The sequence below is a fragment of the Bifidobacterium sp. LH_424 genome, assembly GCF_056356895.1.
Genome location: NZ_JBKEVC010000002.1, coordinates 146,045 through 170,687 on the forward strand (window position 1 = coordinate 146,045; position 24,643 = coordinate 170,687).

A 24,643-nucleotide genomic window follows, 5' to 3' on the forward strand; every position below is an offset into this window, starting at 1 on the left:
TGCCGCCAGCGAAGACGGAATAATAATTCGTGCGGACAGCAGAGCGACGTTGACGAGGGTCAGAACGGACTCATCAACGGTGGTATCGGCAGTGTATCCAGTCATCGCGGCGGCCTCCTTTCGGTCTAGAAGTTTGTCCTCCGAGCGGTTATCGCTCGAACTGGTTCCACACCATAGGAGCGCCGTTCCGCCGCCGGCCACTGATGTTCACTATGTGAACCATGCGAATTCGTCGCATTTTCCCATCACATTCCCGTAACCTGCGGGACAGGTCGCAGCCACCACCGCGGCCACCGCGCCGCCGTCACCGCGTCGAGTCGGCCTTGCGCAGGACGAGCGGCACGAGCGTGACGCCGCGCTCCCCCGCTCCGTCATCATCGCCATCATCGACAATCGCAGCGTCACCGGCAGTCGCGTCGTCACCACCATCCCCGATCAACGCGATCATCCGGTCGACGATGCGCTCGGCGATCGTGCCGAAATCCTGCGCGACGGTCGTGAGCCGCACGCCGGCCGCGTCGACGAGATACGTGCCGTCGTACGCGACAATCTGGAGGTCGTCGGGCACGCGGATGCCGCGCCTCGCCGCCTCCTGCACGGCGAGCGCGGCGACGACGTCGTTGCCGACGATCGCGTCGACGGGCGGCACGGCGGCGTCCGTCGCGACGGGCGCGACGCCGTCGTCACCGCCGTCGACGTTACCGGCATCGCCGCTGTCGACCGCGCGTCCGCGACGGTCGAACAGGCCGCGCACGGCGGCGACGTATCCGGCGAAATCGTCGACGCCGCCCGACTCGACGTACTCGTGCGCGATGCCGGCCGCGTCCAGCTCACGTTCCAGCGTGAGGTAGTAGCGCACGGTGGGGAACGTGGATTCCGGATGCGGGCCGTCCGACGGATCATCGTCAGTCAGATCGTGGAACTGGGCGCGTGGGCCGCCGACCAGCGCGACGTGACGCGCGCCGGACGCTATCAGCTCGCGCGCGACGATGCGGCCGCCCTGCTCGTGGTCGGATCTCACCGACGGCACGCCTTCGCCGAGATAGCGGTCGAACGCGACGATCGGACGGTCTACGGATGTCCAATAGTCGGCGGGATGACGCGTGTGCGCGGCCATGACGATGCCGTCCATCATGTGCCGTCGCAGCATGTCGATGTACTCGGATTCGTCCTTGCCGGTGTCCGCCACCGAGCACAGGACGACGCGCATGCCGCGTGCCGAGAAGCCGCGCTGGAGGGCGGCGACGAACGTGGCGAAGAACGGGTGGCGAACGGTCGGCACGATCACGCCGACCATGTTGGTGCGGTCGCGGTAGAAGTTGCGTGCGAGCTCGTTGGGGATGTAGCCGAGCGCGTCCATCGCGTCCTGCACGCGTTTGCGCATCTCGTCGGACACGTATCCGGTGCCGTTGACGACGAGCGACACCGTGCTCACCGAGGTTCCGGCCCGACGGGCCACGTCGCGCATACCGACCATGCACCACTCCCTTTTCGCGCTATGACCATATATACGGGACTATCGTACCCGCACCATCATCTCCAGTCGGCTCCGCCGACAGCCCCCTCAGTCGCGCTTCGCGCGCCAGCTCCCCCTCAAGGGGGCGCAAAGAAGCCGTGGTCCCACCGTCTGTCCGAATCGCACTGGCTCCCTCAAGGGGGCACAGGGGATAAGGAAGTCCTACTTGCGCAGGAAGAACGCGGCGAGTGCGACGCATACGATCGCGGCGGGGAACACCGCCACGTAGCCGAGCGACGCGGGCGCCACGACGATGGCGAGCGCGCCGGCAAGCGCGCCGATCACCACGCCGACCGGGCGGGCGTTGCCGTAGACGCCGAGTGCGCGGCCCGCGTCGCGCGCATCGGGCAGCGCCTCGATGACGAGCGGCTGGACGAGCGCATCATAGAGTCCGACGGCGAATCCGGCGAGGAACGAGAAAATCATCAGGCTCTTCTCGCCGCCGATCACGGCGATCGCCAATCCCACCGCCAGCGCGATTGCGTACAGCACGCACGTGCAGACCACGGCCGCGCGCGAATCACGCCACCACGGGCCGAATCCTTCGACGAACTTGTCGGTGATCGCACCGGCGGACTGCGTGGCGAGCAGCATGCCGGCGAACGAGGCGAGCGCGAGCAGCGCGATGAGCACGCCGGACGGTAGCGTGACGGGGGCGGACGTGAACACGGGCTGGTCGCCGTACACCGAGAACCGCACGACGTACCACAGGTAGGCACCGGTCATCGCGACGGCGGCGCTGACGAACACGCGCGACCAGAACAGGCGGCGAAACGTCTTCGCCTCAGCGCCGCGCGGCAGGCGCGGCGACGCCGCGGCGAACACCTCACGCCAGTCGAACCGCTTATGCGGCTGTTCGACGCTGGAAGGTTCCTGCGGCCAGACGACCACGGCGCCCACACCGGACACGGCGAACAGGACGGCCGCGCACAGGAACGGGTTGAACGCGCCGAAGCCGACGGCCAGGCCGCCGACCACGCCGCCCGTCGCCTGGCCGGCGATCACGCCAATCGCATACCAGCGTTCGATGCCATCACGGAACTTGTCCGGCACACGTTCGGCGAGCGCGGCGGCGAGTGGCGAGACGAGCATCGCGTAGGAGAACTGCAGCGCGACCCACAGGATGACGAGCAGGGAGACCGCGGTGGCCGCGCTGAGCGCGAGCGCGATCAGCGCGGACAGGACGCCGCCGCCCACGAGCCACGGCGTACGACGGCCCAGGGACACGCGCGTGCGGTCGGAGAGCGCGGCGACCAGCGGCATGAACACGAGGCCGAACAGCGCGCCGACGGCGAGCAGTGCGGCCAGCGGCCAAACCAGTTCGGCGGGAGGCAAGGCCGCCGCGGCATCCGCGAGGGGGACGGCCACGCTACCGCTGCCGTTACTCGGAGCGACGGCGGGCACGGCGGCGTACAGGCCGACCGCGTGCGCGATTTGGTTCGGGACGGCGACGAGGTTCAATGCGGCCCACGGCGCGGTGATGAGCAGCGCACCCGTCGCGAACCCCCACTTGAGGCGGGAGAGCTGCACGGCGTCGGGGCGTTCGCCGTCGGCGGCGACCATCGGGTCGCGCATGTCGAGGAACGACGACGCATAGTCGGGTACGGCGGCGTCGACCTTGGCGGCCGCGACGACCGATGCGGTGCCGTCAGCGGCGAGGCGGGCGGCCTGCGCGGTCGGCTGTTCGGCGGACGCCTCCGGGGCGATGCGGTGCGGATCGGCGGCGAGACGGGAGACCGAGGCCTTGTCCTCGGCGCTCAGCGCCTTCTCGTAGTCGGGGCGATCGTCGATGCCCGGCCTCACATACGGCTCCATCATGATGGACTCCTTCCCTTTCCCTATGTCTCTCAGTACCTCGTTATACCTCTTCATATTGTCCCACTTGCCGGTCCGTTCGGACAGGGTTCCGGCCGTGGTTTCCAGGCCAGGCACCCGGCACCCCCTCAGTCGGCTTCGCCGACAGCTCCCCCTGAAGGGGGCGCAAAAGGCCATTCCCTTGCTCCTCCCTTCAGAAGGAGAGCAGAAAAGACCTTTCTTTGCGCCCCCTTGAGGGGGAGCTGTCCGCCGCAGGCGGACTGAGGGGTTTTCCCAGCCACCTCACAGCATCAGGCAAGAGAACCCCCACATTTGCCGACGTACTGTCTTACTGTTATAGCGAAACGCGCGCGGATCCCGCACCCCCGGCCGAGCCCGGCATCCCGCCCCGCGCGCATAGGGATATAGAGGACTGGAGAAGCAGCTTATGTTCGTTCTCACCAACGCCTGGCGCGCCGTGACGCGCCGCTGGGCGATCTCGGCGTTGACCGTGGTGGTCACGCTGCTCGCATCGTTCGGCACGATCGCCTCGCTCGCCATCGTGCAGGAGAACGACACGGCGCACGGCAGCGCCTACGACGCGCAGACCCCGAACGCGGTCCTGCGCCCGACCGCCGCCACGCAGGCGGCGATGAAGTCCGACGACGCAAAGGCGACCACCGCCCATTACCTCACGTTCGACGACTACACCCCGTACGCGGTCGCTGCTCAGGAGAAGGGCGTCTCGTTCACGTACACGTTCATGGAGACCATTCCGGTGCGCCAGACCGCGAAGTTCAAGGCGATCGCCGGCACCGCGGACACCGACTCCTCCGCCGACAAGACGGGCGGCGAGTTCCAGCTGCGCTCCTTCTACGACGGCAAGACCAAGCAGGACAACGATTACGGCCAGTACACGATCGTCGACGGCAAAGCGCTCAAGTTCACCGACACCTCGTTCACCGGCGCGCTGATCTCCAAGTCCGTGGCCGAGAAGAACAACCTCAAGGTAGGCGACAAGTTCAAGGTCGCCGATCCGACCGACAAATCGAAGACCTACGAGCTCACCGTGCAGGGCATCTACCAGTACGACGACAGCACCAACGGCACGAGCGGCACCAGCGGCAAGTACGCGAAGGACAACCGCGAGAACGTGATTTACACGGCGTACGCCACCACGTACACGCTCGGCCTCGACAAGCTCGACGACTCCAAGGCGAAGAACACCTGGTCGATGCCGAAGCTCGACATCATCTTCGACTTCAGCGACGTCGCCACCTACAACAAGTTCGTCACGCTCGTCAAGAAGGCGAAGCTGCCGAAGGGCTACACGCTCGAATCCCCCTCGCTCGAGGCCTACACGAAGTCGATCGAGCCGCTCGCCTCCGCCGCGTCCGGCGCGCGCGTCGCCCTGTGGGCGTTCGCGCTCGGCGGCTGCATCGTGCTCGCGGCGCTCACCATCGCGCGCACCTGGTCCGGCCGCACGGACGAGATCGGCATGGCGCTCGTCTCCGGCGTGACGAAGCCGCGCCTCGGCTGGCAGTTCATGGTCGAGACGTTCATGCTCACCGTGGTCCCGGCGGCGGTCGGCCTCGTGGCCGGCGGCCTGGGCGCGGGCGCCATCGGCGCCGCGCTGGCCAACGGCCACGCCACGCCCGTCACGTCCGGCATCGTCTGGCCGTTGGTCTGGGAGTCGATCGGCATCGTCGTTGTGCTCGCGATCGTCGCGATGCTGCGTCCGGCGACGTTCCCCAACGCGAATCTGTTCAAGGCATCGGAGATTTCGGAGGACAAGGCATGAGCGAGAAGGATATCGACAAGAACGAGACGATCGTCGAGAAGAAGGACGACGCCGCGACCGAGACGGTCGCCGACGACACCGTCATCGACGAGACCGCGGAGACCGTCGAAACCGACGAGACGGACGTGGACTCCACGGAGTCGTCCTCGGAAGCCATGGAAGCCGCTGACGCGGATGCGGATGACGACGACATCACGGACGCCGACATCAACGCGCAGCCGGTCGAATTCAGCATCGTCTACGACGAGGACGGCGACGCGCAGATCGCGTTCGATCCGGACGCCATCGACGATGCCGATGATGGCGACGATATCGACGAAACCGACGAGACGGATGACACCGCGGAAGGCGACGCCGCGCCGGTGGACGTTTCCGGTGAAACGGCCACCGCGGGCGAGCCCGACGCGGACGCCGACGACGCGACGGATGCCGGTGAAACGGACACCGCCACGGACGACGACGAAACCGTCAACGAAACCGACGCACCCACGGCACCCGCGGAAACCGCCGATACCGAAGACACCGCCGAGGACAAGGCGGCCGACGCGAATCCCAAGGAGACGAGCGCGGCGGCCACGGCGGCGAACGCGCGACGCGTCAACGAGACGCTCGCGCTGGCCGCGAAGCACGCGACGCTCGACGCGATCGCCGACCCGAACGAGATCAAGGCGTCGGTGAAGCGCTCCGAACGCGCGCTCGACAAGCAGGTCGGCGACCGTGTGCTGCTCAAGTCGTACCCGACGTTCTCGCTCAACCATGCGACCACGACGAACCGCAAGACCGGGCGTCACGTGCTCGACAACGTGTCGATCGCCTGCTACGCGGGCTCGCTGTACGCGATCCGCGTGCTGCCCGACGCGGACGATCCGGAGCAGCGCGTCACGCTGATGGAGGTGCTCGGCGGCTACCAGCTGCCCACCTCCGGCACGGCGATGACGAAGAGCTCGAACCTCGCGGAACTGGAGATCAACGAGCTGCGCGGGCATCGGCTCGGCATCGTGCCGCAGCGCTACGCGGTGCGCGGCGACCTCGACGCGGAAGCGAACGTGCGGTACGCGATGGACGCGTCCGGGCGCACGTATCTGAAGCCGAAGCCGGTGATTGCGCGCGAGCTGCTCGACCGCGTCGGATTCTCTGAGGCGACGAGCGGACGTCCGGTGGGCGAGCTGCCGCTCGTCGAGCAGCGCCGCGTGGCGATCGCCCGCGCAATCAGCTGCGAGGCGGATGTCGTGATTCTCGACGAGCCGACGAAGGGCTTGGATTCGGATGATGCGGCTGCGATTCTCGAGCTGCTCGCCTCGATCGCGCACGCCCGCGACCCGAAGCGCGCCGTCATCATCGTCACCGCCTCCGACGAGGTCGCACAGGCCGCCGACCAGACCTTCCCCCTCGCCGACTAAGACCAATTCGAATCGGCCCCCTCTGACGAGGGGGCTCCCGGCGAAGCCGGGTGGGGGAGAGACACCGGCCGCAGGCCGCAGGAAATAGAATCGGCCTTCGGCCGATGCAGTATCTCCCGCGCCCTGCGGCCGCTCCTCTACTCTCCCCCAGTCAGCCTTCGGCTGACAGCCCGACCGCGATTACGGGCAGCCTTCGGCTGGCCTCAAATCGGCTCGCCTGCCGGCTCGCACATCGCCTACAAACGCCTCCGGCGTTTGCTCCACGGCGATGTCCCATCAGAGGGGGCCACATGTGTAGGCACAGCCCTCACACGATGACCATGCCGTATTCCTTGGCGAGGGGGCGCACGTCGACGACGCCGTACTGGTCGAGGAGTTCCAGCCAGCGGCGCTTGTTCTCCTCGCCGAAGCGGGCCGCGCGCTTCGTGTAGCTTTCCGCGGTGACGAACTTGGCGGGCAGCGACTTGCTGTTGTACTTGTCCGCTACCATCACGGTCTCCTGTTCGAGGTTGACCGGCACGTAGTCGGCCGGCGGCAACGGCAGTTCCTGGCGGATCACGTCGTCGCGCGTGAGGCCCACACCGGTGTGGTTGCGCGCGAACTGCGCGATCTCCTCGTCCACGCCGTTCTCCAGCAGGTACTCGTAGCCGAGCAGACCGTGCTTGATGTACTTCTTGCCGGCGAATTTCAGCGGTTCGCCGTCGGTGCCGTCATGCTTGAGGACCTTGTACGTGCCGATGTCGTGCAGCAGTCCGCCGATCGTGACCAGATGCTCGTCGATGAGTCGCGGCGGCACATGCCCGCCGGTCACCCCGTCGGACGGCGGCACGGCGAGGAGATCGTGCGCGGTTAACTCCCCGGACACACCGGACCCGGTGGCGCCGCTCTCCCCCGCCTCAATCCCGGCGAGCACCGCCTCCGCACCCGCCGCGGACGGCGCGGCCAGTTCCGCCGCGTCCTTCGGCAGGGTGCAGCGGCGCGCGAACAGCATGTTCTGACGATGCGCGAGCATGCGGGCGATGCGCGCGACGATCACGCAATGCGTGTGGATCAGGTTGTACGCCTCTTCGGAAGGCGCGATTTTGTGGTGAAGCTCTTCGATCTGCTCAAGCGTAGGAACCATACCGCCATTGTATGGCGGCCTCGGAACGCCTTGGTCTTCCCCCGAGGTCAGTCGATGGAGCGCATCGACCATTCGCCGGTGCGGTTGGAGGCGACGATCATCTGGTCGTTTTCGAGCTCTTCCCAGCCGTCGGCCTCGGTCTGGTCGAAACCGGACGACGCGACGACGATGCCCGCGGGCGCGCCCTCCTCGTCGGTGAGCGCACGGTAGCGCATCACACGGTAGTCCTGCGCCTTCTCGCCCTGGCCGTACTGGTCGTAGATCTCGACGATGCGCGACGACGTGCGTTCGCGGCCGGCCGCGTTCAATGCGATGAACTGGTCCTGCGACTGGATCATGCAGTTGTAGCTGGAACGCGGGTAGGCCTGGCGCAGCTCGCGCACGGCCTGCGCCACGGCCTCGTCGAGGTCGTAGCCGAAGCCGATGTATTCGAGGATCACGGCGAAGAAGATCGCGGAGTCGGAGCGGCCGCCGGTGGACAGGAACACGCTGTGGTTCACCGGGTACTGGCGGTTCGTCACGATGTTGCGGCCATGCGAATCGGAGATGTCGCCGTTGTGGATGAAGCTCAGCCCGTTCGCGAAGAACGGCTGCTGGTTCTCGAGGATGAGCGGCAGGTTCGAGGAGGCGAGGCGCAGATGCCACAGGCCGCCTCGCGCCGGTTCGGAGGCGAGTTCGGGGAAGACCGGATCGAGGCGCGCGGCCACGGTGGTCTTGTACAGCTTGGTGCCGGTTTCGGGCGAAGGCGCGCCGCCGTCGAGTGTGCCGGGTCGTTCGATCGGCTCGTAGAGCATCGCGCAACCCCAGCCGTCGTTGTGGATCTCGCTCATCTCACGATAGGCGTCCACACCCTCCGTGCCTAGGATTGCGTTGAGACTCAGGTTGAACCCTGCCGTCGCGTAACCCAGTAATCTGCACATAGTTGGCTACCATAACCCGCACACGATTCGACGCGCGGCCGGTGCTATAAGCGTTGCTTATAGGTTTCACCCACGCGTCTCGTCCGCACCGCGGCCTCACCGCACCGGCGGCAGATCCCCGGTGACCGGCTCATTCCCGGCGGCGCGTTCAATCCGCTTCAGCCGCGGCGGCCTGCGCGTGGACACGAACAGCGGCTGCACTTCGACGAGCGGGTTGTACGGCGCGAGTCCGAACCATTTGACCGGCGAGCCGGCGACGTGGCGGATCGCATACTTCGTCTGCAGCGACAGCGCCCCGCGCGCGGAGACCTTCGACTCCGGCATCAGCGCCTTGTGGATCAGCACGTAGCGGATCGTGCCGATGTTCGGATCGGCGTCGACCTTCGGGTACAGCGACTTCTGCTGCGGCAGTTCGCCGGTCTTCGACAGGTCGTGCATGATCTGGTGCAGGTACGCCGGAATCGACTGCGACACCTTGAATCCGAGCCGGATGCGCACGCGGAACAGGAAGTCGGTGCCGAAGTCCTGCACCTCGTATTCGCGCGTGAACGGCTGGTCGGTGGTCTCCACGCTCACCGCCCACCATGCGCGGGCGCGCTTCGGATGGTCGGCGAAGATGGAGAAGAAGATGTCGGTGTCGAGCCGTTTCGTCTCGCTGTCGGACGTGAGATACACGATGTTGTCGGCGAAGTACGGGATGCGGAAGTCGCCGTGCAGCTTCTCCAACGTGGGCAGGAAGTCCTTCGGGCGCATGTGGCGGCGCTGCGCGCGTTCCAGCTTCGTGCCCTCGTTCCACGTGTACATGACGAACAGGATCGCGATGGTGAGCAGCATCGTGAACCAGCCGCCGTGCAGGAACTTCGCCATCGACGCGATGAAGAACAGGATCTGGATGGCGAGGAACAGCACGAGGAACACGATCGCGCCGACCCGCCGCTTCGCGTACCACAGGTACACGGCGAGCAGGATCGTCGTCGTAATCATCGTGATGGTGAGCGCGAGTCCGTACGCGGCGGAGATGTGTTCGGAATCCTTGAACATCGCGAGCACGAGCAGCGTCGCGACGCACAGCACCGCGTTGACGACCGGGATGTACAGCTGCCCGCGCGTGCGCGCCGGGTAGCGCACCTGAAGATGCGGCATCCAGTTGAGTCGCGTCGCCTCGGAGACCATCGTGAACGCGCCGGTGATGAGCGCCTGCGACGCGATCACGCCGGCGGTGACGGACAGCACGACCGCTACGTAGCGCACGTCCGGGGTCATCATCTGGAAGAACGGGTTCAACGATTTCATCGTCGTGTAGTGCGGGTCGCGGCTGTGCGCGAGGATCCACGCGCCTTGGCCGAAGTAGCAGCAGACGAGCGCGACCTTGATGAACGGCCACGTGAAGTAGATGTTGCCGCGGCCCACATGACCCATGTCGGAGTAGAGCGCCTCGGCGCCGGTGGTCGCGAGGAACACGGTGCCCATGAGCGCGATGCCGGCGTCGTTGTGCGGGCTGAACAGGAACCGCACGCCGTACACCGGGTTGAGCGCGGCGAACACCGTCCAGTCCTGCGCGAGGTTCACGAGGCCGACCACGGCGAGGAAGCTGAACCAGACGAGCACGATCGAGCCGAACACGCGGCCGATGCTTTCCGTGCCGCGCGACTGCACCATGAACAGCACGACGATGATGACCACGGTGATCATCAGCGTGAGGCTCGGATTGTCGTCGAACAGCTTCTCGAGCGGCGGCAGCGTCTGCAGACCCTCGACGGCGGAGCTGATCGACACGGCCGGCGTGAGCACCGAGTCGGCGAGGAACGCGGCGCCGCCGACCATCGCGGGGATGGCGAGCCACGCGCCGCGGCGGCGGATCAGCGAGTACAGCGCGAAGATGCCGCCTTCGCCGTTGTTGTCGATCTTCATCGCGATGAGCACGTATTTGACGGTGGTGATCAGCGTGATCGACCAGAACACCAGCGAGAGCATGCCGAGCACGGCCTCACGGTCGACGCTGCCGATGCCGCCCTGCCCGGAGAGGAACGTCTGCGCGGTGTAGAGCGGCGAGGTGCCGATGTCGCCGTAGACGACGCCGAGCGCGACGATCATCATGCCCCAGCTGACCTTGTTCGGCCCGGACTGCAGGCGCGCCCACCAGCGGCCGAAGCGTCCCTTCGCGGCGGTGGTGGCGAGCTTGGCGGCCTCCTTGTTCTCGGCCTCGGCCTGCTTGGCGAGGACTTCGCGCTCCTCCTTGGTGAGGGTGCGGCGTGAGACCTTCGGGGCGTTGGTGAAGGTGTCGGCCCTCAGCAGCGCCTCCTTCTCCGCCTTGGCCTTCTCCTGGCGCTCCTGCCATTCCCGGCGTTCCCGCCGTTTCCCGTCCAGGGCCGATCTGCCGGATTTTGTATTCGTTTCGGTCGCGGTGCCGCCTACCACCTTGCGGGCGCGTTTGGTCTGCTGATTGCGGTCAGCCATACACTCAATCCTCCATGCGGAGCGGCCTCACACTGCCTGCCGTTCTCGATGCTCTTTCGTCTCTTGCGTCACACTCGCTTTTCTTCGGACACACATCGTAGTCCGCCACCGCAATCACCACAAATTCACCAGCGGCACGAATCATCGCCGCGAAATCAGCGGAAATCCACCATTCCTCCCCCACTTCGCCTGATATTCACCGTGCCGTCACCACGTCACCGTCACCGCACCACCGCCGCACCGCACCGTCACCACGTCACCGCACCACCGTCACCGCACCGTGTGCCACCGCCACCGCCGCACTCGCACGCGGCTCACACGCCGTACACCGCGCGCGTGGTGGCGCGGGTGCCGCGCGCCACCGCCGCGAGCGGCACGTCGAGCGTATCGGCCATCGCGCGCAACGTGTACGGAATCATGTACGGCGCGTTCGTGCGCCCGCGGTACGGCATCGGCGTGAGGTACGGCGCGTCGGTCTCCACCATCGCGTGGTCGAGTCCGACGATGCGCAACGATTCGCGGATCCCCTCGTTGCCCTTGTAGCTCACCGTGCCGGAGAAGCTCAGGTACCAGCCGTTCTCGCGCGCGATCGCGGCCATCTCGGCGTCGCCGGAGTACGAGTGGAAGACGGTGCGTTCGGGCGCGCCGTCGGCGAGCAGCGTCTCGATGACCTCGCGATGCGAGTCGCGGTCGTGGATCTGCATCGGCAGGTTCAGCTCCTTGGCGAGCGCGATGTGCGCGCGGAACGCCTCGCGTTGCAGTTCCAGCGCGCCTTCGCCGGTGCGGAACAGGTCCATGCCGGTCTCGCCAATCGCGACGACCTGGTCCGGGTACGCGCGTGCGAGGCGTTCGACCTCGGCCATGGCCTCGTCGAACGGCACGTCGTGGTACGGCTTGTACGTGACGGCCAGTCCGTCCGGCCCGGCCACCGCGCGGTGGCCGTGGCGCACGGCCTCGTTCGGGTGGATGGCGATGGCCGCGTGCACGACGCCCGGATGCGCGACGGCCATGTCGATCGCGCGTTGGAGGTTCGGCAGTTCGCAGCCGCAGTCGACGATTCCGGTCACGCCGACCGCCGCCGCCTGCGCGAGCAGTTCGTCGACGTCGTAGACGGGCACTTCCGGCTGCCCTTTCGCGACAGCCTCGTGGCTCATCGCGCGCGCGAACGGCACGACGGATGCGACGTGCGTGTGGTTGTCGATGACGTGGGCGTCCTCCGGCAGCGATTCCGGCGCGGGCGCCCAGCTGCGGTCGCGATGATGATGCTTGCTCATGGTTGCCCAGTGTAGTTGCGGAGGCGGCGAGCGACCTTCAGGAGAATGAACCCATTGATTGACAGGTCATTCCTCCCTGCGCAGCGTTCCATTGTCCATCGTGTACAGCGTATCCGCTATCTGGCCAAGTTCATCGCTGTGATGGCTCGCGATGATGACTGTATTCCCCAAGTCCTTCTGATGACGCATCTCCTGCAGGAACACCGTCACCGACGCCTCGTCCAGCCCATTGGTCGGCTCGTCGAGAAGGATCAGGCGTTGATGCTCCATCAGCGCCTGTACGACGCCGAGCTTCTGCCTCATTCCCAAAGAATAGGAGCTGACTTTCTCGTTACGATGTACTTCTAGTCCGAATTCCGTCAGAAGACGCCGCGTCTCCTCCTCGTCATAGCAGCGGTTGATGTCGGCCAGATACCGCAGATTCTGCTCTCCGCTCTCGGACAGCACGAAACCGGGGCTTTCGATGATTACGCCCACTGGTTCAGGAAGTCGGCGGTTGAATTCCACCGTTCTGCCCTCAATCGTCACAGAGCCGGAATCGGGCCTAATGAACCCACAGATGGCACGCAGTAGCATGGTCTTGCCGGAGCCGTTCGGCCCCACAATACCGTAGACATGTCCATAATCGAATTCCGCGTTGACGTTGCGCAGGATGGGCTTATGTTTAATGGTCTTGGAGTAGTCGGTGATAGTCACATGCATGATGTCCTCCTTTGATGAATTGATTCTCTTCGGTTTCGACTCCGCCCGATGCTCGTGGCTATTCATTGAATCTGCACATGATCGAATACCATCCAATCCGTAAGGGCCAGAATCGCGACGACGACCAACGTCACGATGCACGGAAACGACGACTCTCCCAACCATTGGCGAATCGGCGGAATGGCGATGACGACAAGATATACGAAACCCGCCATGCCATACCCCACCCCATGCGCGTTCATCAAGTATGCGAGATTGACGATAAGAACGAGCGCCATAAGAATCAGCGCTGAGCAGAGCGATGTACGCACCAGCATGTCTTGGTCGACATCCGGCAGCAGCCATGCCGTGACCATTGACTGCGGGACGCTAAAGACCGCGCACTCCGCAGTCACGACACCGAGATACCGGAGGAACTGGGCGACGCCACGAGGCTTGCGGATATACACAAGGTAATCAGGGGTACAAAGATACCGCGAGTCACAACCCAGCGGAAGTGCCAGCCCGAACGCCATATAGGCGATTGGATACAGACTTGCGACTAAATCGAACGTCTCACCGGGCGACACCGGTCTGACCATGCCGATGAAGACATCCGAGTGCGGAACCGTCCAGAAAAATCGGTACATGACAATTATGTAGATGGCGATGAGCAGCAGGCGCATCGGCGAGTCCCCCGCAAAGGACTGAGTAGCGGCCTTCAGTGCGTGCATGTCACTCCCCCAAACGATCGGTGCGGTCAAATGCCATGACGTTGCCCAACCCCATGAATACACAGTAGCCGACAAACGGCATGATCTGGTTGACCGCAACCACGGACCATGAGGGAGCAATCGGATACCAGAAGTAGTACACATATCGTGTCACATCACCGATGAGCGGAGCGAACAGCCATGCGGCCATCATGAAGAAACCAAGCATCGCCGGCACCACTTGGCCGAACGATAGGCCGCAATTCACCAACAGCAGCACCAACAGCGATACCGAAGCAACCATCATCACGGTCTGCACGAGCACCATCCCCAATACGGACGTCAACAGACCATCAACTGCCGAGCGGCGGAGCACCAAGAATTCCAATGTCCCGAACAACACCACGGACCAGATTCCGCTGCCGACCGACACGATCACGAGCCAGATGAAATTGTCGCGCAGCTCCCGCGTCGGGTCTTTCCGGCAACGTTCGAACACGCCGTAACGCACGCCGCCAATCAGCTGCAATAGAAGAGCCAGCGGCAAAACGCCTCGTGCTGCGCAATCCACCATGAACCCACGATAGTCGGCCACGGCGCCCTGCTCCGCTGTCGCAGGCCCGCGATAGGCGTTGACAAGCAGCATAGACGCACAGAACAATAAGGATGCCACCGCGACCGCAATCAACACGGCTTTCATCATCGGAGACGATCGTCTAATCTCCAACAGCGCCCTAGCGAACATCACGCGACAACTCCACGAACGATAGGAAAGTAACGATAGCGGAAAGCCCGATGACATTGATGGCGATGCCGGTCCAACTGCGCAATGCCGCATCTGGCAGCGAATTGCCCACCGCAATGTACAGGAAAACGTTATGGCTCCATTGGTCCGGCACCGCGTAGAACGTGAGCGTCGGCATCATCCACCACACCACGCTCAACACAAAAGGCACCAGCAACTCCACATACCGATGGCGGGTGAAGAACGAAGCGCCGACTGCGACAGCAGAGAACAGGCCAGCGACGACGAACACCAGCAATATGATGAAGAGAATCAGCAGCACCTGATTGATTCGGTACATCGGATAGGCCCAGGACGTGGCATCGATGAGTACATATCTCGGCAGCACCTGACCAGTGGTATGGTCAACCGCATCGCCATCGATGAAACTCAAATGCGGAATGGCGATGGCGGCGGCAATCAAATTAACGATGAGCGGCAAAGAACCGCCAATGCCACCGAGTAGGAAACCGGACAGCACTGAGGTCCGCAACACCGTGCCACGCCCCTCCCGCGCAAGGACTTCATACAGCCGCCCACTGAACCGTTCTTTGGCGAGTACACCGCCTCCCAATAATGCGGCAAGGAACGGCAACATAAACAAATACAGGCCTGAACCGTTACCATCTGCATTGAACAGCATGACCTCACGCAGAAAGGTCGGCTTGCTTCCCCACCGCCAATACGCCGCATGGTGCACCGTCCAATACTGCATCCCAATCAAAGCCACGGACAGCGCCACCAACGCCAGCATTCGCAGGCTTCGCAGATTGGAAACCAATTGCTTTCCCAACAACGCCCCGTTCACCACGACACCCCCTCATGTCATCAGTACGCAAAAACGTGCCGCTCCGGCACCCGCCGGAGCGGCACACCATAATTCGCCAGCGCTACGCACGGGCATCAGACTGAGTCCGGGCTCCAAACACCGGAAGCACTGCCTGATACGTTAGCCGTATTCTGTATACGCATATGAACTTGGGTGCGGTTGAACCATTCATATGCATAATTCGTGACATACGCCCAGTGCCCTGGAGTCAGACGTACAGTCTCGGAATTGATATCCTTATTCCAATACTGCAACATCCAAGCGCGAATCTGGCGCCCGCCATCTGCGCTATGAAGCGCAATATATCCTGAGGAAGCGTCCTCCTTCCAGCGGTTTTGCGTATCCTGCGCATTCCAACCGACGAGATACATGCTCCATGCAGTGTCCCCATGGTTGTTAGCCAATGCCGGTGTCGCAAAACACAGCGATGCCGCAAGCACTGCGAATACAGCGCTTAAACGTTTACCGATAATCTTCAGACTGCTCATTATAACCTCCTTGTTGCTGTTTCGAATTGCTCTGGAATATCTTGGCTATAACAATATGATGACGTAGAGTGCAAAGCCAGCACTATGCAGAAAACTGCATACGGTGAGCATGAAGCAATAGCATGGGCTATCATAAAGGCCATGAATGAAGGCGGAACGGATGAGCGGCACCCCACACGCATCGGTGTATTGGACAATGACCCCTGTGCCTTGGATTGCATCGTGCGCATGCTTCGGGTATGCACACAACGTTGCAATAATCGAGTAAATATATGGTCTACGACATTTCCCACAGAGGCAATCCAAATCTGTTGCGACAGCACGAAACCTACTGAAATCCTGTTGCTTGATATGGCGCTGAGAGGCGTCACCGGTCCGCGAATCGCCCATGAAATCCTGCGCAAAGCACCTCACACCCATATCATCGGCATGACGTCATATGATGTGGAAACCTATCGTGAAAATGCCGAGGCCAACGGCGTGCCTGTCCTGCTGGACAAAGCCAGCCTGCCGAAAACATTACAACCGACGATCTCACGGATCCTGCAATCCACGTATGCCGTCCCGCCTGAAGATACGAGTGGGCCTTCCAGTATTCCCGAATCCGACACCCCCACTCGAAGACCTCTTAGCGCAAGGGAAATACAAGTCGTCGCTTTGAGCCTGCAATCGTTGAACAATAAGCAGATTGGGAAACGCATGGAAATCAACGTCGATACTGTTTCTTCGTATCGCCGGAACATACGGCAAAAACTGAATGCCCGTACGTGGTACGAAGCTCTGAGCATCTGCCAATCGCTTCATATCGTATGAACATATGCCCTATCCTCCATCATTAATATGAAAAAACTATTGAAAATAATCAGTCAAAGCAAAGCCATGAATTGGCTTCGGAGAAAATTTCTACACCCATATATTTCCGCCTTATCTTGCTTTTTTTGCTTTCTTTATATAGTGGAAATAATACCGTTCATCAATACAGAACTTCTCAGCATAAAACCCGACATTCAATTTCTCACACACATCGCATTACAAGTAGCGGCCTTCATAACTTTGATACTGAAACCAGAAATCGGAGTTTATACAATCACAGGAATAACTGCAGTAGAAATTGCAATTTCTATCTGCATTTCCACGCCCGTCCCACGGATTCTAACTATCTCCGCACTATCTTCAATTACTTTTGCAAGTTATTTCAATGAAATAGAGGGAATTGCTTTAGGTGCCATATTGGTCCTTTCGTCTACTATAAATGGACTTCTATCGACAGATCAAGACATGGGAAATGGAGGATTTCTCTCTTACTCAGCTTTTGTTATTGTATGCATATGCATAGGCATGCAAATTCGGCAGCAATACCGCACAAAACTTCTTCAGCAAACGAACCAGCATTTAGCAGACAATCAAATGATTGCGAATAATTTACATGATGACACAGCAAATAATTTGTCAGATATCATCCTATTGCTATCTCAGATGCAAGAAGCAAATATTGACAATACGACAAGGAAGCAAATTGACTTGACGAAGAAACTTGCTTCCGAAGCTTTGTCGTGCACACGTCAATCCATAAGAACGCTACAATTTGACAATTCAGAAACACCAAAACGGCCCCATAGACCAATACACTCTCAAGACATACAGCAAGTTGTCGACCAAGGGAAAGCAATATTAAACAACCTTGGCATGACTGGCAGCATCATTATTATTGGCGAGCCCCAAAAACAAAACGCCACACAGTCTCACAGTCGCAAGCAACATTTTAAAGGAATTATTCAATAATATAGCCAAGCACGGCGATCATTCATCTCCGTACACTTTGATGGTCTCCTACACCACAAGATTCATTGTGATTGAAACAACGAATTCCATCCACGGTTTTCAACAAGTCAGTTCCGCCACCCCTACGCAGAGCACGCAGATGGGATTGACCCACTACCGCAAGCTCATTGAGAAATGCGGCGGAATCTGGGAAAAACAGAGAACGGCCTCATACTGGTCACTCCATATTGAGATACCCAACGACACGGCGATACTCTAATCGTTCCGCACTGAATGCTATAGCGTATCAACGCCGATATCCGCAGAGCCACCACAGCCATGACGGACATGGAAAGACACGAGTGTTCATCTGTGGCGATACACCCCCATTCGGCACATCCCCCGCCCACGCCGTCGCAGGCGACATACCCAGCACCAGCAATGCGACAATCATCACCGTGGTCATTTTCTTCGTCACACGTTCGACCATTCGCCCATTTCTCATTTGTCGCATGCTAGGCCTCCATTCACAATAATCCTTCTATGATTCCACATGTTCTCCGGGATGAACGCAACCCTCATACAGAAAACTGCATAGGCAAACTCCCATGACATGCATCAGCAACAAAGGCAGGCCACATCACTTCGGTCGATGGCCGATTTCGACATGGGGTTTCAACCGCATTGCATTGGGATATCTAGCGGCGTTGATGGAACCTGCCGGAGCTCTATCGGGCGGTTCTGTCCACGACCCTCACGGCCCCTTTCACAAGCCCACAATCCCCTCCCGAATCGTCACGGCTCACTCCTTGACCATCATCGTTTTCCCGTAGCAAACAATGGAGCGAACCGTGACGTCCCGGGAAGGAGCCGTGACGATCCCGGTGTCAACCGTGACGGTCACCGTGACAATCCAGGAGGGAGCCTCCGCCCCTACTTCCAGCAGTCCTCGTAGTCGACGCCGGTCAGGCGTTCGACCACCTCGCGCGTGGCGGGCGCGACGTCGGCCTTCGCGCCGCCGTTGCGCAGTCGCGTCACTTCGCGCAGGACCACGCCGTCGGTGCGCTTGTCGATGACGAGTCGCGTGGAGACGATCCAGCCGGCGATCATCGCGAACGAGAACCACCCGAGCAGCAACGCGCCCACACCGACGCGCGCGGCCGGCGTCTGCACGGCCCGCGTCGCGTCGAACCCGACCGCGCCGAGAATCACGCCGACGCAGATCGTCGCGAGACCGGAACCCACTTGACGGAACGACGCCTGGATGCCGGAGAACGTGGCGGAACGGTACCGGCGCGTGACGATCTGATCGATGTCCGCGATATACGGGAACACCGCCCACGGCAGATACCCGCACAGGGATTTGAACGCGAAGAACCACAGCGAGGCCGCGACGGCGAGCGCGGTCCACGCCGCGCCCGGCAGGTGGCCGGCGCACAGCCACAACGCAAGGAACCACACCACGCCGAGCAGGCAACCGGCGTAGTTGAGCGCGTACATGCGGCGCGGGCCGAGGCGGGTCATGCCGAAACCGAACAGCGGCATGAGCGGCAGGGAGACGGCCGCGCAGCCGAGCAGCAGCGAGGCGAACGCGGCCGTGCGGTTCCAGTCGTAGACGACGAAGAACACGAATGCCTGGCCGAACACGTCCATCGTCACCTGCACGAGCAGGTAGATGGCGAGATGCTTGCGGAATTCGCGGATACGCAACGTGGTCGCGTATTCGGCGAGCACCTTGCCGGCGCGGCGCATCCACCGACGTACGCCGACGTGCCCGTCGCGCCGTTCGCCGCGCGCGTACGCGCCGAAGCCGGCGCGCTCGGGCGTCATCTCCCACGTGCTGCGCCAGCATGCGAACACGGCGAGCGCGAACAGGATGGTCGTCGTGATCGTGAACGCCATGTAGCCGGTCGGCGCGGTCTCGCCGAACACGGCGAGCGTCGCGGCGCCGGCGAGCGGGATCGCCGTGCCCGCGCCGGTGGAGATGAACAGGCGCACGGTGGACAGTTTGGTGCGCCCGTTGAAGTCGGCGGTCATCTCGCCGGGAAGCGGGTTGTAGGCGGTCTGGAACAGTTGCGCGAGCACGACCCAGAACACGTAGGCGGCCACGTAGGCGGCGAACGGGAGTCCGGGGATCCACAGCAGGACGCCGACGAGGATGAGCGGTCCGATGATCATGAGGAGGAACCGGCGGCGGCCGTATTTGAGGCCGATCGGGTAGCGGTAGAGATTGTCGTCGAGGACGCCGAACGCGAGCGCGGCGATGGCGCTGACGAGTGCGCTCACGCCGATCACGGCCTGCGCGGCGGCGATGTTCATGCCGCAGAAGCGCGTCCAGAACAGGGCGAGATACGTGGCGATGATGGTGAGCTGGCCACCGCCGTAGAAGTCGCCGACGCCGAAGCCGACGGCCTCGCGTATCGTGATCTTGCGCACGAGGTCACGTGCGCCTTTCTGGTTCTTGTTGCTCGATTCGCTCGCTCCACTCGCTGCTCTCGCCATATTATCCAGCCTAGTTCGTGCGGCGTCCGCCGTGATGGGGTCGGTCCGGGATCGTCACGGTTTGGTCCGTGAATGTCACGGTCGCCCGTGGGTCGGTCCATGACCGTCACGGTTCCCTCCGGGACCATCACGACTCGATCCACGGTTTGCCATGGAAAAACGATGCAAACCGAGGAGGGAACCGTGACGGTCCGGGAGGGAACCGTGTTGCTTGGTGACTACTTGATGAGGCAGGGCAGGGACGGGCTGGATTCCGCAGACATGCCGATGGCGTTGACCGCGATCACCGATGCCGTGTAGTTGCCTGGCGTCAGTCCGGAGACGCTCTTGGCCTCGTCGCCGGCCTCGGCCTTGACGACCTTGACCGTGTTCTCGGTGAGGTTCCTGAGCGTCAGCACGTACGACTCGATCGGGGTGCCGCCGTCGGCGGGCGCCTTCCAGGTGACGTTCATCGTGTCGTCGGCGGAGGTCACGCCCGGCTTGTTGGGCTTGGACGGCACGGCGGCGACGATGACCGGCTCGCTGGGCTCGCTCGTCTCGGACACGCGGTCCTCGCCGGTGGTGGTTTCGAGCGTAACCGTGTAGGTGCCGCGCGCCACGTCCTCGAACGTGTAGGCGGTGACGCCGACCGGCGCCCATGCGGTGCGCTTCGGCGCGGCGGAAGCGCCTCCGGCGACCGGCGTCAGGTGGATGTTGACGCCGCCGCGGCCGAAGCCGGATCGGGTGTCGACCTCGTCCCAGGCGACCGCCACGGCACCGGTCTCGACGATCAGTTCGGCGGTCGGGGCCTTCGGGCGCGGCACCGTCTCGTCGATGGCGCCGGCGTCGGCGCGGCCGACCTTGAACGGCACGGAGACGGCGCTTTCGCCTTCGCCGATCGCGTTGCGCCCTTGCACGGTGACGGTCCACTCGCCGGCGGGCACGTCGGTGACGAGCGCGTGCGTGTCGGTGCCGACGACGCCGGCCGGAATCACCTCGCCGGCGGCGTTGACGAGCGTGAGCGTCGTGCCGAGAATCGGCGAGCGGCCGTCGGAGGCGAACTGCCAGTTCACCTGCACGTCGTGCGCCTGCACGTTCACGGCGACGTCGGTCGGCTCGGACGGGATGGCGGGCATGTGATGGTCGGCGAAGACGGCGACCTCGACGAGCTGCAGGGCGTATTCGCCGCCCTCGTTCGGGTTGGAGCGCAGCTTCGTGGCCTCGACCTTGACGTAGCGGACGTCGTCCACCGGCGCGAAGTCGAAGGCGCGCGGCGTGCCGTTGGCGGGCAGCGCGTAGTCGCGCTTGTCGGCGACGGTCGTCCACGCCTTGCCGTCCGCGGAGACGGCGATCGTGAAGTCGACCGGGAAGCCCTGGCCCTGGTTCGGGTCGACCGCGCGGTGGCCGGCGGCGAACTCCTGCACGCCGCCGACGCCCTCGCCTTCGCCGTGGAACGCCTCGGCGACGGTGCCGCCGGGGTTCTCGCCGCGCGGCGCGAGCACGACCTGCGCCACGGTGGTCGGATGGGCGAGCTTCAGCAGCACCCACTCGTCGTGGTTCTCGGCGGTCGGTTCGCTGGACCAGCCGAAGTGGTCGTAGTCGGCCTTGAATTCGCCGTCGACGAGCGAGGCGGAGGTCCAGCCGTTGCGCGTCGAGTTGGAGCTCACGCGCACGGTCGCGCCGAGCGCCTTGTTCGCGGGGGCGTCGGCCTCGCCCAAGCCGGTCTCGCCCGAACCGGTCGGCAGCTTGCCGGCGGTGAAACGCACGGTGACGGTGACGGTGTCGCCGTTCTCGCCGGTGTATTCGATCTGACCGGTGTAGGCACGTCCGGTTTCGAGACCGGCCACGTTGACCGTGTAGAACAGTTCCTGCTCGTGGCGCAGGTTGCCGGAGAGACGCTCGAAGCTGATCGAGCCGGAGGCGTCGTCCACCACGCGGGCGGTCCACTTCTCGCTCAGCGCGCCGCCCTGCTGGTTCAGGTGCAGGCAGTGCTTGACGTTGCGCGACGCCCAATCCACGACGCCCAGGTCGATGTCGGGGCGGTTGGAGCCGATCTTCGCGGGCGCGGGGCGGCCGATCCAGCCGAGGAAGTTGTCTTCGGAGAACTTGACCTTGCCCTGCTTGACGACGCTCAGCGTCTCGATGAGCTTCGACTCGTAGGTCTCGACCTCGCCGGGCACGTGGATCTCGATCGGCGTCTCGACGAACTCGCCGTGCTCCACGGTGACGGTCTTCGAACCGCTTTCGACCTCGCGACGCGTACCGTCCTGTGTGTTGAGCGCGGACACGGTCCAGCGCACTTCGAGCTCGGTGCCGTCGATCTCCTCGTCGTTGTAGACGATGAGCGTGCGCTGCGAGGTGGTGCCGAGCGCGTAGATGGCGTGCGGCAGGCCGAGGCGCGGCTCCTTGTCGTATTCCTTGTCGAACGCGGCCACGTCGGCGTAGGAGTTGGCGAAGTAGCGGTAGCCGTCGCCTTCGATCCAGCGGGCGTCGCCCTCGGCGGTCGGGTCGAACTGCGGACGCAGCAGGACGCGCGGGTTGAGGCCGTGGCGCGTGTGTTCCTGGTCGAGTTCGACGACCTTCTCGATGTTGTCGTAGATGAACATCGACAGGCAGAACGGCTTCCAGTTGGCCATGCGCGTGGTGCGCACGCCGCGGGTCACGCGACCGACCTCACGCCCGAAGTCGGCGCGGGAGATCGTGTCCGGGTTGCCGTTGAGTCGGCCGTGGTAGATGTCCTTGATGGTGCCGTCCTCCGCGTACTGCGGGATGCCGGCGGTGGAGACGGAGAACTCCTCGCCCGCGCCGAGCGGCAGGTCGCCGTCGATCTGGTACAGGTCGTAGATGTCGGGCGCGCTGGTCATGCCGGACGGGTAGCCGCCGTAGTAGTGGCGGGAGTCCTCGTTGGTGATCGGTTTGTTGAAGCCGTCGTTGATGACCATGCGCGTCGGGTCCTCGCGGTTCGCAGCGGCTTCGAGCGGCGGGATGAGAATCTCCGCGTCGTTCGGGTTCCACGCCTCGTTGGTGGTGGACCACAGGATGATGGACGGGTGGTTGCGGTATTCGCGCACCCAGCGTTCCACCCATTCGACGTAGTAGCCGATGGCCTCGTCGGAGTAGTTGAGGTAGTACGGCGGGTCGAGGGACACGTTGGACGTGGAGCCGGGGTTCCAGAATGCGGTCTCCTCCTCGAGGAGCATGCCGGTCTCGTCCGCGTGGTCCATCAGCACGTGCGACGGCACGGAGCGGATGTGGTTGCGGATGATGTTGCAGTTGGCGTGCTGGTAGGCGTCGATCCACGCCTTGGCCATCGCGTCGGTGGCGTGGTTGTCGTCGAGAACCACGCCATATGCATCGCCGATCTCATTGATGAGGTCGCGGTTGCCCTGGTTGAGCAGACACAGGGAGTCGCCGCGCAGACGGATCTTGACGCCGTTGAGGATGTACGCGTCGCCTTCGCGCCAGAACTGGCGGAAGCCGAAGCGGTCGGAGTATTCGTGCACGGGCCGCGCGGCCGCGTCGCCCGCGCCCGCCGCCGTGATCGTGGCGTCGACGGTGTACAGGAACGGGTCGGCGCGCGACCAGTAGTGCGCGTCCGGCCATCCCTTGGCGAGCTTGACGACGGTGGTCGCGCCGGCGGCGACGTGCGCCGTCGCGCCGTCGAAGGCGAGCGCGACCGGCTTTTCGCCGTCCGCCGCGTCGTCGCCCTTGACCGGGCGCACGACGGCGGCGAGATCCAGTTCGGCGTCCGCGCCGGTGTGGTTGACGATGGTGACGTTGACGGCGAGTTCGTCGTCGCTCGGATCGGCGTTCTTCTTGAGGTCCGGCATGATCTGGAGGTCGTCGATCCTGAGCTTCGGCTTGGTGACGATCTCGACGTCCTCGCCGATGCCGACGCGGCCGACGATGTTCTCGACGCCGAACGGGAAGAGCAGGCGGTCGGGGCCGCCTTCGGTGGCGAGCGCGTCGTCGGGCAGCGCCTTGACGCTCCACACTTCGATGCGGATTTCGTTCTCCCCGGCCTTGACGACGTCGTTGATGTCGAGGTCGTACGGCAGGAGGGTCATCAGGTAGCCCTTGGTGGTGACGGGACCGACCGACTTGCCGTTCACGTACACCTTGCCGAGCGTGGCGAGCGCGCCGACATGCAGGAACACGTCCTCGTCCTTGATGTCCTCGGGCAGGTCCACGGTCTTCACGTACACGCCGTGGCGCAGTCCCTGTTCCCATTCCTCGGGGTATCCGGTGGTGCGGCTGAGCGAATCCCACCAGGTAGGCACGATGATGTCGTGGCGTTCGTCGCCACCGTCGGGGTAGAAGTCCCACACGCCATTGAGGTTGAGCCTCATTGCAATACCTTTCGCTTGTCCTCTTGCTCCGTGGCGAAACCGTCTTCGTCCGGATCACGAGGTCTACGATAGAGGGCCGTCGCGTTTGCCGGTTTTTGCCATCCGTTTGCCATACCACGTTTGCCGGCTTTTGCCATGACCATCGCCGCATCATCGCGCATAATCCGCGCCATTCCAACGCGCGGCCGGACATCGCACGCATCGTCGATTGCCATCGTTTGCCAAAATCACGCACCGCCGCGGCCGGACGTCCGCGGCTGGCTACACTCGGT

General features: G+C 63.2%; 18 protein-coding genes. 4 read left to right on the forward strand and 14 right to left on the reverse strand.

The genetic code is table 11. From position 1 onward, the window contains the following. Positions 1 to 304: 304 nt before the first annotated feature. Both AC1AYP_RS03620 and AC1AYP_RS03625 read right to left on the reverse strand, forming a co-directional pair. Positions 305 to 1,477, reverse strand: a complete 1,173-nt coding sequence (locus AC1AYP_RS03620) for a LacI family DNA-binding transcriptional regulator (protein ID WP_476503135.1) — start codon at positions 1,475 to 1,477, stop codon at positions 305 to 307. Between the two features lie 201 nt (positions 1,478 to 1,678). Further along, complete coding sequence (locus AC1AYP_RS03625; protein WP_476546779.1) at positions 1,679 to 3,334, reverse strand: MFS transporter; 1,656 nt, start codon at positions 3,332 to 3,334, stop codon at positions 1,679 to 1,681. Positions 3,335 to 3,758: 424 nt separating this feature from the next. Between AC1AYP_RS03625 and AC1AYP_RS03630 the strand changes: the two genes are divergently transcribed. Continuing rightward, complete coding sequence (locus AC1AYP_RS03630) at positions 3,759 to 5,111, forward strand: FtsX-like permease family protein (RefSeq protein WP_476546780.1); 1,353 nt, start codon at positions 3,759 to 3,761, stop codon at positions 5,109 to 5,111. Then, positions 5,108 to 6,511, forward strand: a complete 1,404-nt coding sequence (locus AC1AYP_RS03635) for an ATP-binding cassette domain-containing protein (RefSeq protein ID WP_476546781.1) — start codon at positions 5,108 to 5,110, stop codon at positions 6,509 to 6,511. The genes AC1AYP_RS03630 and AC1AYP_RS03635 overlap by 4 nt, the downstream gene beginning before the upstream one ends. A 307-nt stretch (positions 6,512 to 6,818) precedes the next feature. Here the strand turns inward: AC1AYP_RS03635 and AC1AYP_RS03640 are convergent, their stop codons facing one another. From AC1AYP_RS03640 to AC1AYP_RS03680, 9 genes are all read right to left on the reverse strand, one after another. Further along, the gene (locus AC1AYP_RS03640; RefSeq protein WP_476546782.1) at positions 6,819 to 7,634 is read right to left on the reverse strand and encodes an HD domain-containing protein; all 816 of its coding nucleotides are present in this window, start codon (positions 7,632 to 7,634) and stop codon (positions 6,819 to 6,821) included. A 47-nt stretch (positions 7,635 to 7,681) separates the two neighbouring features. Further along, positions 7,682 to 8,554 carry a class II glutamine amidotransferase gene (locus tag AC1AYP_RS03645; RefSeq protein ID WP_101621691.1) on the reverse strand — a complete coding sequence of 291 codons (873 nt, stop codon included), beginning with the start codon at positions 8,552 to 8,554 and terminating at the stop codon, positions 7,682 to 7,684. Positions 8,555 to 8,650: 96 nt separating this feature from the next. Next, positions 8,651 to 11,011 (reverse strand): KUP/HAK/KT family potassium transporter, encoded by a 2,361-nt coding sequence (locus AC1AYP_RS03650; RefSeq protein ID WP_476546783.1) that lies wholly within the window; start codon positions 11,009 to 11,011, stop codon positions 8,651 to 8,653. A gap of 314 nt (positions 11,012 to 11,325) precedes the next feature. Then, on the reverse strand, positions 11,326 to 12,285 hold the full coding sequence (locus AC1AYP_RS03655) for a TatD family hydrolase (RefSeq protein ID WP_476546784.1): 960 nt from the start codon (positions 12,283 to 12,285) through the stop codon (positions 11,326 to 11,328). Positions 12,286 to 12,351: 66 nt separating this feature from the next. Next, positions 12,352 to 12,987, reverse strand: coding sequence for an ABC transporter ATP-binding protein (locus AC1AYP_RS03660; RefSeq protein ID WP_476544774.1), 636 nt, complete (start codon positions 12,985 to 12,987; stop codon positions 12,352 to 12,354). Positions 12,988 to 13,049: 62 nt separating this feature from the next. Further along, positions 13,050 to 13,700 (reverse strand): hypothetical protein, encoded by a 651-nt coding sequence (locus AC1AYP_RS03665; protein ID WP_476544773.1) that lies wholly within the window; start codon positions 13,698 to 13,700, stop codon positions 13,050 to 13,052. A 1-nt stretch (position 13,701) separates the two neighbouring features. Next, complete coding sequence (locus AC1AYP_RS03670; RefSeq protein WP_476544772.1) at positions 13,702 to 14,382, reverse strand: beta-carotene 15,15'-monooxygenase; 681 nt, start codon at positions 14,380 to 14,382, stop codon at positions 13,702 to 13,704. Positions 14,383 to 14,413: 31 nt separating this feature from the next. Continuing rightward, the gene (locus tag AC1AYP_RS03675) at positions 14,414 to 15,274 is read right to left on the reverse strand and encodes an ABC transporter permease (RefSeq protein ID WP_476544771.1); all 861 of its coding nucleotides are present in this window, start codon (positions 15,272 to 15,274) and stop codon (positions 14,414 to 14,416) included. 92 nt (positions 15,275 to 15,366) lie between these two features. Further along, positions 15,367 to 15,780 (reverse strand): hypothetical protein, encoded by a 414-nt coding sequence (locus tag AC1AYP_RS03680; RefSeq protein WP_476544770.1) that lies wholly within the window; start codon positions 15,778 to 15,780, stop codon positions 15,367 to 15,369. Between the two features lie 84 nt (positions 15,781 to 15,864). On the opposite strand from AC1AYP_RS03680, the gene AC1AYP_RS03685 reads away from it, so the two are divergent. Together AC1AYP_RS03685 and AC1AYP_RS03690 are read left to right on the forward strand one after the other, a co-directional pair. Then, positions 15,865 to 16,593 carry a response regulator transcription factor gene (locus AC1AYP_RS03685; protein ID WP_476544769.1) on the forward strand — a complete coding sequence of 243 codons (729 nt, stop codon included), beginning with the start codon at positions 15,865 to 15,867 and terminating at the stop codon, positions 16,591 to 16,593. A gap of 39 nt (positions 16,594 to 16,632) precedes the next feature. After that, entirely contained in the window at positions 16,633 to 17,562 is a 930-nt protein-coding gene (locus AC1AYP_RS03690) for a histidine kinase (protein ID WP_476546785.1), read from the forward strand. A gap of 912 nt (positions 17,563 to 18,474) precedes the next feature. On the opposite strand, the gene AC1AYP_RS03695 is transcribed toward AC1AYP_RS03690, so the two are convergent. The 3 genes from AC1AYP_RS03695 to AC1AYP_RS03705 form a co-directional block, all read right to left on the reverse strand. Beyond that, positions 18,475 to 20,043 (reverse strand): MFS transporter, encoded by a 1,569-nt coding sequence (locus AC1AYP_RS03695; RefSeq protein WP_476546786.1) that lies wholly within the window; start codon positions 20,041 to 20,043, stop codon positions 18,475 to 18,477. Between the two features lie 218 nt (positions 20,044 to 20,261). Further along, a complete protein-coding gene (locus tag AC1AYP_RS03700) occupies positions 20,262 to 24,371 on the reverse strand; it encodes a fibronectin type III domain-containing protein (protein ID WP_476544766.1) in 4,110 nt (1,369 codons plus the stop codon). Then, positions 24,368 to 24,586 carry a hypothetical protein gene (locus tag AC1AYP_RS03705; RefSeq protein ID WP_476544765.1) on the reverse strand — a complete coding sequence of 73 codons (219 nt, stop codon included), beginning with the start codon at positions 24,584 to 24,586 and terminating at the stop codon, positions 24,368 to 24,370. Before AC1AYP_RS03705 ends, AC1AYP_RS03700 begins: the two co-directional genes overlap by 4 nt. Between the last annotated feature and the right edge of the window lie 57 nt (positions 24,587 to 24,643).